Origin of the sequence: Brachybacterium sp. GU-2 (assembly GCF_030866705.2) — a bacterium.
In the GTDB taxonomy this organism is placed as follows: domain Bacteria; phylum Actinomycetota; class Actinomycetes; order Actinomycetales; family Dermabacteraceae; genus Brachybacterium; species Brachybacterium conglomeratum.
The window spans coordinates 591,943-604,785 of sequence record NZ_CP133037.2; the positions used below are offsets into that span (position 1 = coordinate 591,943).

The 12,843-nt window shown below is 72.2% G+C and carries 11 protein-coding genes; 4 read left to right on the plus strand and 7 right to left on the minus strand.

Going from position 1 to position 12,843, the window contains the following annotated elements; genetic code table 11:
* Positions 1-43 precede the first annotated feature (43 nt).
* The 3 genes from RBL05_RS02780 to RBL05_RS02790 are packed head-to-tail and all read left to right on the plus strand — an operon-like array spanning position 44 to position 4,576.
* On the plus strand, positions 44-2,500 hold the full coding sequence (locus RBL05_RS02780; RefSeq protein ID WP_308740664.1) for a DNA topoisomerase (ATP-hydrolyzing) subunit A: 2,457 nt from the start codon (positions 44-46) through the stop codon (positions 2,498-2,500).
* 4 nt (positions 2,501-2,504) lie between these two features.
* Positions 2,505-3,647 carry a DUF998 domain-containing protein gene (locus tag RBL05_RS02785; protein WP_308740663.1) on the plus strand — a complete coding sequence of 381 codons (1,143 nt, stop codon included), beginning with the start codon at positions 2,505-2,507 and terminating at the stop codon, positions 3,645-3,647.
* A gap of 20 nt (positions 3,648-3,667) precedes the next feature.
* The gene (locus tag RBL05_RS02790; RefSeq protein WP_308740662.1) at positions 3,668-4,576 is read left to right on the plus strand and encodes a D-hexose-6-phosphate mutarotase; all 909 of its coding nucleotides are present in this window, start codon (positions 3,668-3,670) and stop codon (positions 4,574-4,576) included.
* Here RBL05_RS02790 and RBL05_RS02795 read toward each other — a convergent pair.
* The 3 genes from RBL05_RS02795 to RBL05_RS02805 are packed head-to-tail and all read right to left on the minus strand — an operon-like array spanning position 4,487 to position 8,399.
* Complete coding sequence (locus RBL05_RS02795) at positions 4,487-5,503, minus strand: metallophosphoesterase (protein ID WP_308740661.1); 1,017 nt, start codon at positions 5,501-5,503, stop codon at positions 4,487-4,489. The genes RBL05_RS02790 and RBL05_RS02795 overlap by 90 nt on opposite strands.
* Positions 5,500-6,285: an imidazole glycerol phosphate synthase subunit HisF gene (gene hisF, locus RBL05_RS02800; RefSeq protein WP_308740660.1), complete on the minus strand. Its 786-nt coding sequence runs from the start codon at positions 6,283-6,285 to the stop codon at positions 5,500-5,502. Before hisF ends, RBL05_RS02795 begins: the two co-directional genes overlap by 4 nt.
* On the minus strand, positions 6,282-8,399 hold the full coding sequence (locus tag RBL05_RS02805) for a DNA gyrase/topoisomerase IV subunit B (protein ID WP_308740659.1): 2,118 nt from the start codon (positions 8,397-8,399) through the stop codon (positions 6,282-6,284). The genes hisF and RBL05_RS02805 overlap by 4 nt, the downstream gene beginning before the upstream one ends.
* A gap of 153 nt (positions 8,400-8,552) precedes the next feature.
* Between RBL05_RS02805 and RBL05_RS02810 the strand changes: the two genes are divergently transcribed.
* Positions 8,553-8,771: a hypothetical protein gene (locus tag RBL05_RS02810; RefSeq protein ID WP_010550606.1), complete on the plus strand. Its 219-nt coding sequence runs from the start codon at positions 8,553-8,555 to the stop codon at positions 8,769-8,771.
* Positions 8,772-8,911: 140 nt separating this feature from the next.
* Here the strand turns inward: RBL05_RS02810 and RBL05_RS02815 are convergent, their stop codons facing one another.
* From RBL05_RS02815 to metX, 4 genes are all read right to left on the minus strand, one after another.
* Complete coding sequence (locus tag RBL05_RS02815) at positions 8,912-9,502, minus strand: GNAT family N-acetyltransferase (RefSeq protein WP_308740658.1); 591 nt, start codon at positions 9,500-9,502, stop codon at positions 8,912-8,914.
* Between the two features lie 86 nt (positions 9,503-9,588).
* Entirely contained in the window at positions 9,589-10,980 is a 1,392-nt protein-coding gene (locus tag RBL05_RS02820; protein WP_308740657.1) for an RNA polymerase sigma factor, read from the minus strand.
* Between the two features lie 183 nt (positions 10,981-11,163).
* Positions 11,164-11,562, minus strand: coding sequence for a universal stress protein (locus tag RBL05_RS02825; RefSeq protein ID WP_259882828.1), 399 nt, complete (start codon positions 11,560-11,562; stop codon positions 11,164-11,166).
* 43 nt (positions 11,563-11,605) lie between these two features.
* The gene (gene metX / locus RBL05_RS02830) at positions 11,606-12,823 is read right to left on the minus strand and encodes a homoserine O-acetyltransferase MetX (protein WP_308740656.1); all 1,218 of its coding nucleotides are present in this window, start codon (positions 12,821-12,823) and stop codon (positions 11,606-11,608) included.
* Positions 12,824-12,843: the final 20 nt, after the last annotated feature.

The following is a 12,843-nucleotide window of genomic DNA, read 5'->3' on the forward strand; positions in this document are numbered from 1 at the left end:
GGGATCCCAGGATCATGGCCGGTCATGCGCCATGATGTCCTCCATGGCCCGATCACGCAGCACCGCACCGCCCGCTGGGGACGACGCCGTCGACGAGACCATCGTCGACATCGACGTCACCAGCGAGATGGAGTCCTCGTTCCTCGAGTACGCCTACTCCGTGATCTACTCCCGGGCGCTGCCCGATGCCCGCGACGGCCTCAAGCCCGTCCAGCGCCGCATCCTCTACATGATGGCGGAGATGGGTCTGCGGCCCGAGAAGGGCCACGTCAAGAGCCAGCGCGTGGTCGGCGAGGTGATGGGCAAGCTCCACCCCCATGGCGACACCGCGATCTACGACGCGCTGGTGCGCATGGCGCAGGGCTTCAACATGCGCCTGCCGCTGGTGGACGGGCACGGCAACTTCGGCTCCCTGGACAACGGCCCGGCGGCGGCCCGATACACCGAGGCGCGCCTGGCGAAGGCCGCGCGGCTCATGACGGACTCGCTGGACGAGGACGTCGTGGACATGGTGCCCAACTACGACAACCAGCTCACCCAGCCCGAGATGCTCCCCGCGCAGTACCCGAACCTCCTGGTCAACGGCGCTTCCGGCATCGCGGTCGGCATGGCCACGAACATGGCGCCGCACAACCTGGTCGAGACGATCGCCGCGGCCCGCCATCTCATCGAGAACCCGGAGGCGGATCTCGAGGAGCTGATGCGCTTCGTGCCCGGCCCGGATCTGCCGACGGGCGGTCGGATCGTGGGACTGGACGGGGTCCGGGACGCCTACCGCACCGGTCGCGGCTCCTTCAAGATGCGGGCCACCACCCGGATCGAGAACGTCACCTCGCGCCGCAAGGGCATCGTCGTCACCGAGCTGCCGTACCAGGTCGGTCCCGAGCGCCTCGCCGAGAAGCTGCGCGACGCGGTGCAGTCCAAGAAGGTCACCGGCATCACCGACTACCAGGACCTCACCGACCGCCACCACGGGATGCGGCTCGTGCTCACGGTGAAGTCCGGCTTCGAGCCCGAGGCGGTGCTCGAGCAGCTCTACCGCTTCACCCCGCTGGAGGAGTCCTTCGGCATCAACAACGTCGCCCTGGTCGACGGGCAGCCCCGCACGATGGGCCTCAAGCAGCTGCTGGAGGTGTTCGTCGGCCACCGCCTGGCCGTGGTGCGGCGTCGCACCGAGCACCGCCTCGGCAAGCGCAGGGCGCGCCTGCACCTGGTCGAGGGCCTGCTGCTGGCGATCCTCGACATCGACGAGGTCATCCAGATCGTGCGCCAGAGCGACGACGCGGAGACCGCCCGCACCCGCCTGATGCAGGTCTTCGACCTCACCCAGGTGCAGGCCGAGTACATCCTCGAGCTGCGCCTGCGCCGCCTGACGAAGTTCTCGCAGATCGACCTCGAGGCGGAGCGGGACGAGCTGCGGGCCGAGATCGAGCATCTCGAAGAAATTCTGCGATCCGAAGACATCTTGCGTCGCCTGGTCTCCGACGAGCTGGCCGCCGTCGCGGCCGAGCACGGGGACGCGCGCCGCACGGTGCTGCTCGAGTCCGCCTCCGCCCCGGTGCCGAAGGCGGGCGCCTCCCTCGAGGTCGCCGACGAGCCGTGCGGCGTGCACCTGACCGGCACGGGGCTGATCGCCCGAGTCTCCGGGGAGGGGCCGCTGCTGCGGGAGGGCCCGCGAGGCGCGCACGACGTGATCGTCTCCTCGGTGCGCAGCACCACCCGCGCCGAGGTGGGCGTCGTGACCGATCGCGGCCGGGTGCTGCGCCTGTCCGTCGTGGACCTGCCGAACCTCGCCCCGACCGCCTCGGCGCCCTCCCTCGCCGGCGGCACGCGACTGGTCGACCTGCTGGAGCTCGAGCGGGACGAGCGCCCGCTGGGGCTGATCCGCCTGGCCGAGGCGGACATCGCCCGCGGCGGCGCGATCGCGCTGGGCACCCGCCAGGGCGTGGTCAAGCGGGTCCAGCTCGACTTCCCCCGCACCGACGGCTTCGAGATCATCTCGCTGAAGGACGGCGACGCCGTCGTCGGCGTCGTGGACCTCGAGGACGACGCGGACCTCGACCTCGTCTTCGTCACGACCGACGCACAGCTGCTGCACTTCCCCTCCTCCGGCGTGCGCCCCCAGGGCCGCGGCGCGGGCGGCGTGGCCGGGATCAAGCTCGCGGGCGACGCGCAGGTGCTGTCCTTCGGCGTGATCGACGTGACGGCGCCCGCGGACGTCGTCACCGTCGCGGGCAGCTCGTCGACGCTGCCGCTGCTGCAGACCGGCTCGCTCAAGGTCTCCTCGCTGGCGGAGTTCCCGGCGAAGGGCCGCTCCACCGCCGGCATGCGCTGCCATCGCTTCCTGCGCGGCGAGGACTCCCTCATCGGCGCATGGGTGGTGCCGCATCCGGCCCGCGCCTCCTCCGAGGCGGGCCAGCCGATCGACCTTCCCGAGCCCACCGGTCGACGCGACGGCTCCGGCACCCCCGTCCCGGTGCCGATCGCCGCGGTCGGCTGATCCGTTGCCGGCCACCGCCGCGCACCGGGCGACCGGGGCGACCCGCGCCGAGAACGCGCATGCCACGATCGGGGTCGCCGGCGCGGTCGTCGGCCTCGTGGTGGGTCTGAGCGCGCTGCGGGGCACCGCGGCGCTGTCGGGGACCGGATCGATCGGCCAGGTCGCGGCGCTCTCCGTGGCCGGCTGCGGGACCGCGACCTCGGTGCTGGTGCTCGTCACGGACCGGGTGCGCACGATGCCCTGGTTCGGCTCCCGGCCGCTCTGGCGGCGCGCCCTGGACGTGGTGGGGCTCTCGCTCATCCACGGCCTGCTGGGCCTGTTCCTCACCGGGGCGCTGTTCGCGGTGTTCCAGCAGGCCTTCCAGGGCGTGGCGCTGGACCGCTTCGCCGGCACCTTCTGGGTCGCGGCCGCCAGCGGCGGCGCCGCCTACATCGCCTCCTCCTCGCTGACGGCGCTGACCGGACGCTCGCTCGCGACGCTGCTGGCCGCCTTCCTCACCGTCGGCGTGCTCGCCAGCGCGCTGAGCGCCCCGGACCCGTACTGGTGGGAGCGCTACTTCTCCGAGCTCGGCGAGGGAACCGGGGCCTCCAGCATGATCTTCAACCTCACCCTGCTGCTGACGGGCATCGCCCTGCTGACGGTGGTGGAGTTCATCGCGCACGACCTCGACCGGTGGGCCCGCGCCACGGGCGAGGACCATCGCGCGGTGACCGCGGTGCGGGTGATGCTCACCCTCGTCGGCGTGCTCGTCGCACTCGTCGCGCTGGTCTCGCGGAGCGTGAGCGTGCTCTGGCACGACGTCCTCGCCCAGTCGCTGGTGGTGGTGTTCGCGCTGACGCTGCTGGTGCTGCCGGTGCTGCTGCGCCGCCTGCCCGGGGCCCTGATCGGCTTCACCGCCGGCGCCTTCGCCCTGCTGATGATGGTGGTCGTGCTCTACGCCGGGGTGGGCTACCTGAACTTCACGGCTTTCGAGATGGGGGCGGCGGTGATCGTGTTCGTCTGGCTGCTGCTGCTCATCCGCACGGTCTCGGCCGCCGCGGAGGGCCTGCCCGAGGACGGCGCCGGGGCCGCGGCCGCGGGTCCCCCGCAGGAGGGTCCTGCCGTGACGGCCGGCCCCGAGGACGAGCAGCCCGGCGTCTCCTCCTGAGGGCGTGGGACGATAGGCCCATGAGCACCGATCCCCGGTCCCCCGCCGTCCAGGACCCAGCGGCCGCCGCCGCCCGCGGCGCCGCCGTCCCGCTCCCCGAGGGCGTCTCCCTCGGCACCGCGCACGGCGTCGATGCCGTCCTGGTCGACACCCCCGCAGCGACCGGCGTGCTCCTGCTCGACGGCGCGCACCTGACCAGCTGGGTCCCCGCCGCCGGGCAGGACCTGCTGTGGATGAGCCCGAGCTCCGAGTTCGGGCCCGGCGTCGCCGTCCGCGGCGGCGTGCCCCTGGTCGGCCCCTGGTTCGGGCCCGGCCGCGATCTCGCCCGCACGGTCAAGCACGGCTGGCTGCGGAACACCCGCTGGGAGCTCGCCTCCGCCCGCCGCGGGGGCGACGACGTCGAGATCACCCTCGCCACCCCCGAGGACGCGGTCGCGCTGCGCGGGGAGGCGGTCTTCCGCCTCGGCGCGCAGCTGGACGTGGACCTCACCCTGACCGCCGGCTCGCGCCCGGTCGAGCTCGAGGCGGCGCTGCACACCTATCTCGCCGTCGGCGACGTGCGCGAGATCGAGATCCTCGGCCTCGAGGGCGCCGCCTACCTCGACAACACGCGGGACCTCGCCGCGGACGTCCTGCCCGAGGAGCCGCTGCGCCTGACCGCCTCCACCGACCGCATCACCGAGGCGACCGGCGAGGTGACCGTCGTGGACCCGGTGCTCGTCCGACGTCTCGTCTCCACCCCGCGCGGCACCTCCCGCACCGTGGTGTGGAACCCCTGGGACACCCTGGTGACGGGGATGGCGGACATCCCCGATGCGGACTGGCCCCGCTTCGTCTGCCTAGAGCCCGCCGTCGCCAAGGACGGCTTCGTCGCGCTCGAGCCCGGCGCCTCCCACCGCCTCGGCGTCACCTACCGCATCGAGGGCTGAGCACGGCTTCTCCCCGCGTCGGGAGCCCTGCGGGGACTCCTGCACGAGATCGACGACGACGAGCTCGCGCGGGTTGTTCACCCGCACGCCGACGACGCTGTTGCCGAGCCCGCGGCTGATCACCATGGCGGTGTCCCCCTGGCGGTGCACGCCCTCGGTGAGCGCCGGGAGCCATCCCTGGTGCGGGGCGAAGAGCGGCCCGATCAGCGGCAGCCGCACCTGCCCGCCGTGCGCATGCCCCGAGAGGACGACGTCCGCGCCGTGATCGGCGTACTGGGCGAGGAACTCGGGGCGATGGGCGAGCAGCACCGTCGGGCCCGGTGCGGACTCGAGCGCGAGCCGGTCCAGCACCGCGGCGGGCTGGGCCGGGGTCCGTCCGTCGACCACGGCGACCCGTCGATCCTCGAGCCCCGCGACCGTCACCTCGGTGCCGCGGATCTCGAGGCTCGTCACCTCGTCGCGCAGGATCCTCACCCCGGCGTCCTCGAGCCCCGCCAGCAGCTCCTCGCGCAGGGCGGAGTCGCCCTCGTGGTTGCCGAGCACGAAGAAGGTGGGGGCGACGGCGCTGAGGTGCTCGGCGAGGTCCAGGACGGAGCCGAGATCGGTGGTGCGCATGTCGATCAGGTCGCCGGTGAGCGCGACGAGATCGACGTCCCGCTGCTCGATCTCGGCGGCGAGCCGGTCCTGGAAGTCGCCGTGGCCGGCCGCGTGCAGGTCGGAGACGTGCGCGATGCGCAGCCCGCCCTCCGGGGTCGCGGCGACCTCGACCGCCTGCTCGGTGACCACGAGGCGACGGTTGTCCCAGAGCAGCCAGCCGGCACCGAGCAGCAGCACGAGCGCCGCGACGAGCGCGCCGACGACCAGGCGCTGACCCCGGGCGCGGCCGGTCCCGGCGCGCCGCGGGGCGACGGACAGCGGGGCGCTCACCGCACGGTGATGCCGTCGGCCGCCATCGCGGCCTTCGCCTCGCCGATCGTCATCTCCTGGAAGTGGAACACGCTCGCGGCGAGCACGGCGTCCGCCCCGGCGTGGACGGCGGGGGCGAAGTGCTCGGGCCGTCCGGCGCCGCCGGAGGCGATCAGCGGCAGGCTCGTCGCCTCGCGGGCGAGGGTGATCAGCTCGAGGTCGAAGCCGTCCTTGGTGCCGTCGGCGTCCATCGAGTTCAGCAGGATCTCCCCCGCGCCGCGCTCGGTGACCTCACGGATCCACTCGATCGCGTCGATGCCGGTGCCGCGACGGCCGCCGTGCGTGGTGACCTCGAAGCCTGAGCCGGTGCGAGCGGTGCCCTCGGGGGTCTCATCGGTGACGCGTCGGGCATCGATCGAGAGGACCAGCACCTGGTTCCCGAACCGGCGGGAGATCTCGGAGATCACGCCTGGACGGGAGATCGCGGCGGTGTTCACGCCGCACTTGTCGGCGCCGGCGCGCAGCAGCTGGTCGACGTCCTCGGCGGAGCGCACCCCGCCGCCGACGGTCAGCGGGATGAACACCTGCTCGGCGGTGCGGCGCACGACCTCGATCATCGTCTCCCGGCCGCCGGAGGAGGCGGTGACGTCGAGGAAGGTGAGCTCGTCGGCACCCTCGGCGCCGTAGCGCGCCGCGAGCTCGACGGGATCCCCGGCGTCCCGCAGGTCCTTGAAGTTCACGCCCTTGACGACGCGGCCCGCGTCGACGTCCAGGCACGGGATCACACGGACGGCGACACTCATGCGTCGATCCTCTCCAGGTCGAGCTCTTCGGCTCCCTCGATGATGAACTGCTTGCGCGGCGCGACCTCGGAGCCCATCAGCAGCTCGAACACGGAGCTGGCGGCCTCGGCGTCCTCGATCCGCACCCGCCGCAGCATGCGGTGGCGCGGGTCCATGGTGGTGTCCGCGAGCTGATCGGCGTCCATCTCGCCCAGGCCCTTGTAGCGCTGGATCGGCTCCTTGAACTTCTTGCCGCGGCGCTCGAGGTTCTTCAGCAGCTTGTGCAGCTCGGCCTCGGAGTAGGTGTAGACCAGCTCGTTCTTCTTCGAGCCGCCGTGGATGATCTCGACCCGGTGCAGCGGCGGGACCGCCGCGTAGACGCGGCCCGCCTCGACCAGGGGGCGCATGTAGCGGTGGAAGAGGGTCAGCAGCAGGGTGCGGATGTGGGCGCCGTCCACGTCGGCGTCGGTCATCATGATGATCTTGCCGTAGCGGGCGGCCTCGAGGTCGAAGGTGCGACCGGACCCGGCGCCGATCACCTGGATGATGTTCGCGCACTCGGCGTTCTTGAGCATGTCCGTGATGGACGCCTTCTGCACGTTGAGGATCTTGCCGCGGATGGGCAGCAGCGCCTGGAACTCGGAGGAGCGGGCGTTCTTCGCCGTGCCGAGCGCGCTGTCGCCCTCGACGATGAACAGCTCGGAGCGGTCGACGTCGTGGGTGCGGCAGTCCGCGAGCTTGGTCGGCATCGTGGAGGACTCCAGCGCGTTCTTGCGCCGCGAGACCTCCTTGTGCATGCGCGCCGCGATGCGCGCCCGCATCTCGGAGACGACCTTGTCGACGACGAGCGCCGCCTGCTCCTTCTCCCCCTTCTTCGTGGAGGTGAGGAAGTCGGTGAGGCGGTCCTCGACGACCTTCGCGACGATCTGGCGGATCGCGGGGGTGCCGAGGACCTCCTTGGTCTGGCCCTCGAACTGCGGCTCGTCGATGCGGACGCTCACCACGGCGGTGAGGCCGGCGAGGGTGTCGTCCTTCTCGATCTTCTCGTTCTTCGCGTTGAACTTCACGCGGCGGGCCTGGTTCTCGACCTGCTTGCGCATCGTCTTGACCAGCGCCTGCTCGAAGCCGGTGACGTGCGTGCCGCCCTTGGGGGTCGCCACGATGTTCACGAAAGAGCGCAGCGTCGAGTCGAAGTCGGAGCCCCAGCGCAGGGCGATGTCGACCTCACAGGTGCGCGCGACGTCGGTGGAGACCATGTGCCCGTTCTTGTCGAGGACCGGGATCGTCTCGGTGTAGTCGCCCGAGCCCTGGAGCCGGATCACGTCGGTGATCTTCTGGTCCTGGGCGAGGTACTCGACGAACTCGCTGATGCCGCCGTCGTACTTGAAGGTGCGGGTGGCGGGCTGGTCGGGGTTCGCCTCGGGGCGGTGGTCGGTGACCGAGAGCTGCAGGCCCGGGACGAGGAAGGCGGTCTGCCGGGAGCGGCGGGTGAGGTCGTCCAGGGAGAAGTGGGAGCCCTTGACGAAGATCTGCGGATCGGCCCAGTAGCGCACGCGGGTGCCGGTCTGGCCGCGCTTGGTCTTGCCGACCACGCGCAGCTCGCCGGGGCCGTCGGCCGGGGTGAACCCGGACTCCGGCGAGGGCTCGCCCTCGTCGGCGAAGACGCCGGGCACGCCGCGCTGGAAGCTCATCGTGTAGGTCTTCCCGCCGCGGTCCACCTCCACGTCGAGGCGGGCCGAGAGCGCGTTGACGACGCTCGCGCCGACGCCGTGCAGGCCGCCGGAGGCGGCGTAGGAGCCGCCGCCGAACTTCCCGCCCGCGTGGAGCTTGGTGTAGACGACCTCGACGCCGGTGAGGCCGGTGCGGGGCTCGACGTCCACCGGGACGCCGCGGCCGGTGTCGCGCACCTCGACGGAGTGGTCGGGGTGGAGGATCACCGCGATCGACTCGCCGTATCCGCCGAGCGCCTCGTCGACGGCGTTGTCGAGGATCTCCCAGAGGCAGTGCATGAGGCCCCGGGAGTCGGTGGAGCCGATGTACATGCCGGGACGCTTGCGCACGGCCTCAAGGCCCTCGAGGACCTGGAGGTTGCGGGCGTCGTAGGCGGACTTCTTCGCGGCGGTGGTGGTGGACACCCTCCGGATCCTACGACGAACGACGCCGCGAACAGCGCATCCGCCGCTCGCGGTGCGCGGCGGCGCGGTCCGGCTCACAGGGCTTTGCGCCCCTGGCGAACCAGGGCTGTGGACGCTCCCGTCGGCGCCCGGGTCGGTGCTACAAATGACCGCATGAACCTCACTCTCGAAGCCCCCCGGCTCACTGCCCACGACCGCTGCGACCGCTGCGGCGCCCAGGCGTACGTCAAGGTGCTGCTCGAGGCGGGCGGCGAGCTCATGTTCTGCGCCCACCACGCCCGCGCCCACGAGGACGCCCTGAAGGGCATCGCCTCCGAGGTCATCGACGAGACCGAGCGGCTCCACCTCAAGCCGGAGCCTGTCGAGGACTGATCGACGTGCTGCGAGGAACGAGCGGCAGGAGATCAGTCGGACGCGCACGAGACTGATCGACTCCTCCTCCCAGCTTCCACGAAGGGTGCCCGCCATCATGGCGGGCACCCTTCGTCGTGTCCGCGGCGGGGGGCCGCGCCTCAGCCGCGCAGCAGCTCCTCCGCGCCGAGCACGTACTCGATCCAGGCGCTGTCGCGGCCCTCGCGCGGCTCGCGCTGGCCGGTCGCGCGGAAGCCGAGGCGCTCGTAGACGGCCCGTGCGGAGGCGTTGGTCTCGTCGACGTCGAGGCTCAGCTGGGGCCGGCCGATCGAGATCGCGAGCTCCGCGACGCTGCGCAGGAGCAGCGTGGAGATACCGCGGCCCCGTGCGACCGGCCGCACCCAGAGCGAGACGATGTGCGAACGGTCCTCGGGGATCGGGTGCTCCGGCGTGTAGCCCTCGGGCAGCAGGGCGATTCCGCCGAGCACCGTCTCATCGGCGCGGGCCTGGAGGTGGATCCGGGGCCCGGCGATCTCCTCCCGCCACTGCTCCTCGGTGCGGGAGCGCACCTCGGCGAGGTCGGCCCAGAAGGCGTCCGGGTCGGCCTCGAGCATGTCCAGGCGCAGATCGCGGTGCGCACGCCACTGCTCGGGCAGGACGCGGTGCACCTCGAGGGGCAGCGGTGCGGTGTCGTCGAGCGCGGCGCGAACGGGCTCGGCGGTGTGCGGCGCTGCGCCGCGGTGCTGCGACATGGCTCCTCCTGCGTGGTCCGACGGAGGGCGGGCCCGGGATCCACGAAGGATCCCGGGCCCGCCCGATGATGAGAGGTGCGCCCTGGTCAGTCCAGGTAGTCGCGCAGCACCTGGGAGCGCGAGGGGTGGCGCAGCTTGCTCATGGTCTTGGACTCGATCTGGCGGATCCGCTCACGGGTGACGCCGTAGACCTTGCCGATCTCGTCGAGCGTCTTGGGCTGACCGTCCTCGAGGCCGAACCGCATGGAGACCACGCCGGCCTCGCGCTCGGAGAGGGTGTCCAGCACCGAGTGGAGCTGCTCCTGCAGGAGGGTGAAGCTCACCGCGTCCGCGGGGACGACGGCCTCGGAGTCCTCGATCAGGTCGCCGAACTCGCTGTCGCCGTCCTCGCCCAGCGGGGTGTGCAGGGAGATCGGCTCGCGGCCGTACTTCTGGACCTCGACGACCTTCTCGGGGGTCATGTCGAGCTCCTTGGCGAGCTCCTCCGGGGTGGGCTCGCGGCCCAGGTCCTGGAGCATCTGGCGCTGCACTCGGGCGAGCTTGTTGATGACCTCGACCATGTGCACCGGGATGCGGATGGTGCGGGCCTGGTCCGCCATGGCGCGGGTGATCGCCTGTCGGATCCACCAGGTGGCGTAGGTGGAGAACTTGTAGCCCTTGGCGTAGTCGAACTTCTCGACCGCGCGGATCAGGCCCAGGTTGCCCTCCTGGATGAGGTCCAGGAACAGCATGCCGCGGCCGGTGTAGCGCTTGGCGAGGGAGACGACGAGGCGGAGGTTCGCCTCGAGCAGGTGGTCCTTCGCGGCGCGGCCGTCGTCCGCGATCATCGTCAGCTCGCGGCCGGCCTTGGTGAGGCGGCCGTTCTTGTCGCGATTGGACTCGTCGCCCTTGAGCTTCTGCTCGGCGTAGAGGCCGGCCTCGATGCGCTCGGCGAGCTCGACCTCCTGGGCGGCGTTGAGCAGCGCGACCTTGCCGATCTGCTTGAGGTAGTCCTTGACCGGGTCGGCGGTCGCGCCGGCGGTGACGACCTGCTGGGCGGGGGCGTCGTCCTCGGCGGCGTTGTACACGAAGCCGCCGGACTCCTCGACCTTGCGGTCGCCGGAGGAGGCCTTGGGCGCCTCGGCCTCCTCGGCGGAGTCCTCGGCCTCGGGGGCCTCGGCCTGATCGGGGGTCTTCGCGGCGGCCTTGGCGCTGGTGCGCTTGGCGGAGGCGCCCCGGCTCGAGGGGGCGGCCTTCTTCGCGGCCGTCTTCTTCGCGGCCGTCTTGGTGGTGGTCTTCGCGGCACCGCCCTCGTCGGTCACGGGGGCACCGCCCTCGACGGCCTCGTCGGTCGTCGAGGCCGCGGCGCTGGTGCTGTTCTTCGCCGCGGTGGCGGTCTCAGCAGTCTTGGAGGAGGTCACAGAGTTCCTTCTTCCGGCGGCGGCCCGGTGCGGGCGGTCCGCCGCACTCGGGCGATCGGTCTTCTCGGCGCGGCTCACGGTGTGCGCCGCGTGTCGCGTTCCCGGTCTGTACCGCGGAAGGGGCGCACGAAGGCACGGTGCCGTCAAGCCTGATCAGTGTAACGCTCTTCAGGGGCAGGTATTCCCGCCCCAGGGCCCTCGGCCGCACGGCGCGTGATCGGTGCCTCGTGCCGGCGCGTCCCGGGCGGCGCCCGCTGCGGTTCAGGCGGGGTCCTGGTCCTTGACGGTGAGCACAGGGCAGGGCGCGCCGAGCACGACCCTGCGGGCGGAGGCGCCGAGGTTCAGCTTGCCGATCGGCGACTTGCGGCGCAGCCCGATCACCACGAGCTCGGCCTGGACGTCCTCGATCGTGGCGAGCAGGAACTCGCCGATCTCGCGGTCGGGGCCTCGGCGGATCGTGACGCCCTCGAGGTCCGCGCCCTGCTCCTCGAGCTCGGCGCGCACCTCCTCCTCGGTCGCGGCGGCCCCTCCGCTGCCGGGCGCGGCGTGCTGATGGGCGGCGACGAGCAGCGGCGAGCCCGTGCGCTCGGCGTAGCGGATGCCGGCGCGCAGCGCGGCCCTCCCCTGCGTGGACGGGGCGTACCCCACGACGATGGTCACGCGACGTCTCCTCCCTGCGCAGCGGTGCTGCGGCACGGCCAGCTTAGTGGTCCAGCAGGTCGCCGATCCACTTCTCCAGTCCCGGATGGGCCAGCAGGAAGGCGTCGTGCCCGATCGGCGAGCTCGCCAGCTGCCAGCGGGCGTCCGGGACGTGCTCGGCGATCTCGCGCACGAGCTCCGGCGGGAAGAGGCGGTCGGAGTCGATCGCGACGACCAGGGTCCGGGCACGCACGCGTCGCAGTGCCGCGGCGGTGCCCTCGCGGTCGCGGCCCACGTCATGGGTGCTCATCGACTGGGCGAGGGTGACATAGGAGTTCGCGTCGAAGCGGCGGGAGAGCTTGACCGCGTGATGGTCGAGGTAGCTGGTCACCTGGTGCCGGCCGCTGCCGTCGAGCGGGTTCTCGGGGCCCTGGGAGCGGTTGCCGAAGCGCGCCTCGAGCTCGTCGGCGGTGCGATAGGTGGTGTGGGCGATGCGGCGTGCGATGCCGAGCCCGGCGTGGGGGCCCTCCTCCTGCGGGAGGTGGTAGTAGTCGCCGCCGTGGAAGGCGGGGTCGACCCGGATCGCCGCGACCTGGGCGCTGTTCCAGGCGATCTGGTCGGCGCTCGCGCGGGCCGACGAGGCGATCACGGCGAGGCGCTCGACCTGCTCGGGGTGGGTGACTCCCCATTCGATCGCCCGCATGCCGCCCATCGAGCCGCCGATCACCAGCGCCCAGCGGGGCAGGTCCAGCTCCTCGGCGAGGCGGTGCTCGGCCGCAACCTGGTCACGAATCGTCACCTGCGGGAAGCGGGAGCCGTAGGGGCGTCCGTCGGGAGCGGCGGAGCTCGGTCCGGTGCTGCCCTGGCAGCCGCCGAGCACGTTGGGGGCGATGACGAAGTACCGGTCGGTGTCGATCGGCCGCCCGGGTCCGACGATCTCCTCCCACCAGCCGGGCGTCGGGTGGGGCGGCCCGGCGGCGCCGCGCACATGGGAGTCGCCGGTCAGGGCATGGAGGACGAGGACGGCGTTGCCGCGGTCGCGGTCGAGGGTCCCCCAGGTCTCGTAGGCCATCGTGACGTCCTCGAGCACCTCGCCGCTCTCGAGCGGCAGCGCACCGATCGAGGTGAAACGTCGGTCTCCCGCGCCGCGGTCGGGGTGCCATGCCCCGAGCAGGGCGGGGGTCCCCGTGCGGTGCTCGGCCGCGGCGAGGGCGGCGGACCCTCCGTCGCCCTGCGGGTCGGTCGGGGCGTCGGGGCCGCGGTGCTCTCCGAGGAGGGTCATCGGCAGCGTTCCTTCCTGCC

Excerpts from the sequence above, each read along its gene's own strand:
- metX (WP_308740656.1), bottom strand. The coding sequence starts at position 12,823 with ATGACCCTCCTCGGAGAGCACCGCGGCCCCGACGCCCCGACCGACCCG.
- RBL05_RS02780 (WP_308740664.1), top strand. The coding sequence starts at position 44 with ATGGCCCGATCACGCAGCACCGCACCGCCCGCTGGGGACGACGCCGTC.
- hisF (WP_308740660.1), bottom strand. The coding sequence starts at position 6,285 with ATGAGTGTCGCCGTCCGTGTGATCCCGTGCCTGGACGTCGACGCGGGC.
- RBL05_RS02815 (WP_308740658.1), bottom strand. The coding sequence starts at position 9,502 with ATGTCGCAGCACCGCGGCGCAGCGCCGCACACCGCCGAGCCCGTTCGC.
- RBL05_RS02790 (WP_308740662.1), top strand. The coding sequence starts at position 3,668 with ATGAGCACCGATCCCCGGTCCCCCGCCGTCCAGGACCCAGCGGCCGCC.
- RBL05_RS02810 (WP_010550606.1), top strand. The coding sequence starts at position 8,553 with ATGAACCTCACTCTCGAAGCCCCCCGGCTCACTGCCCACGACCGCTGC.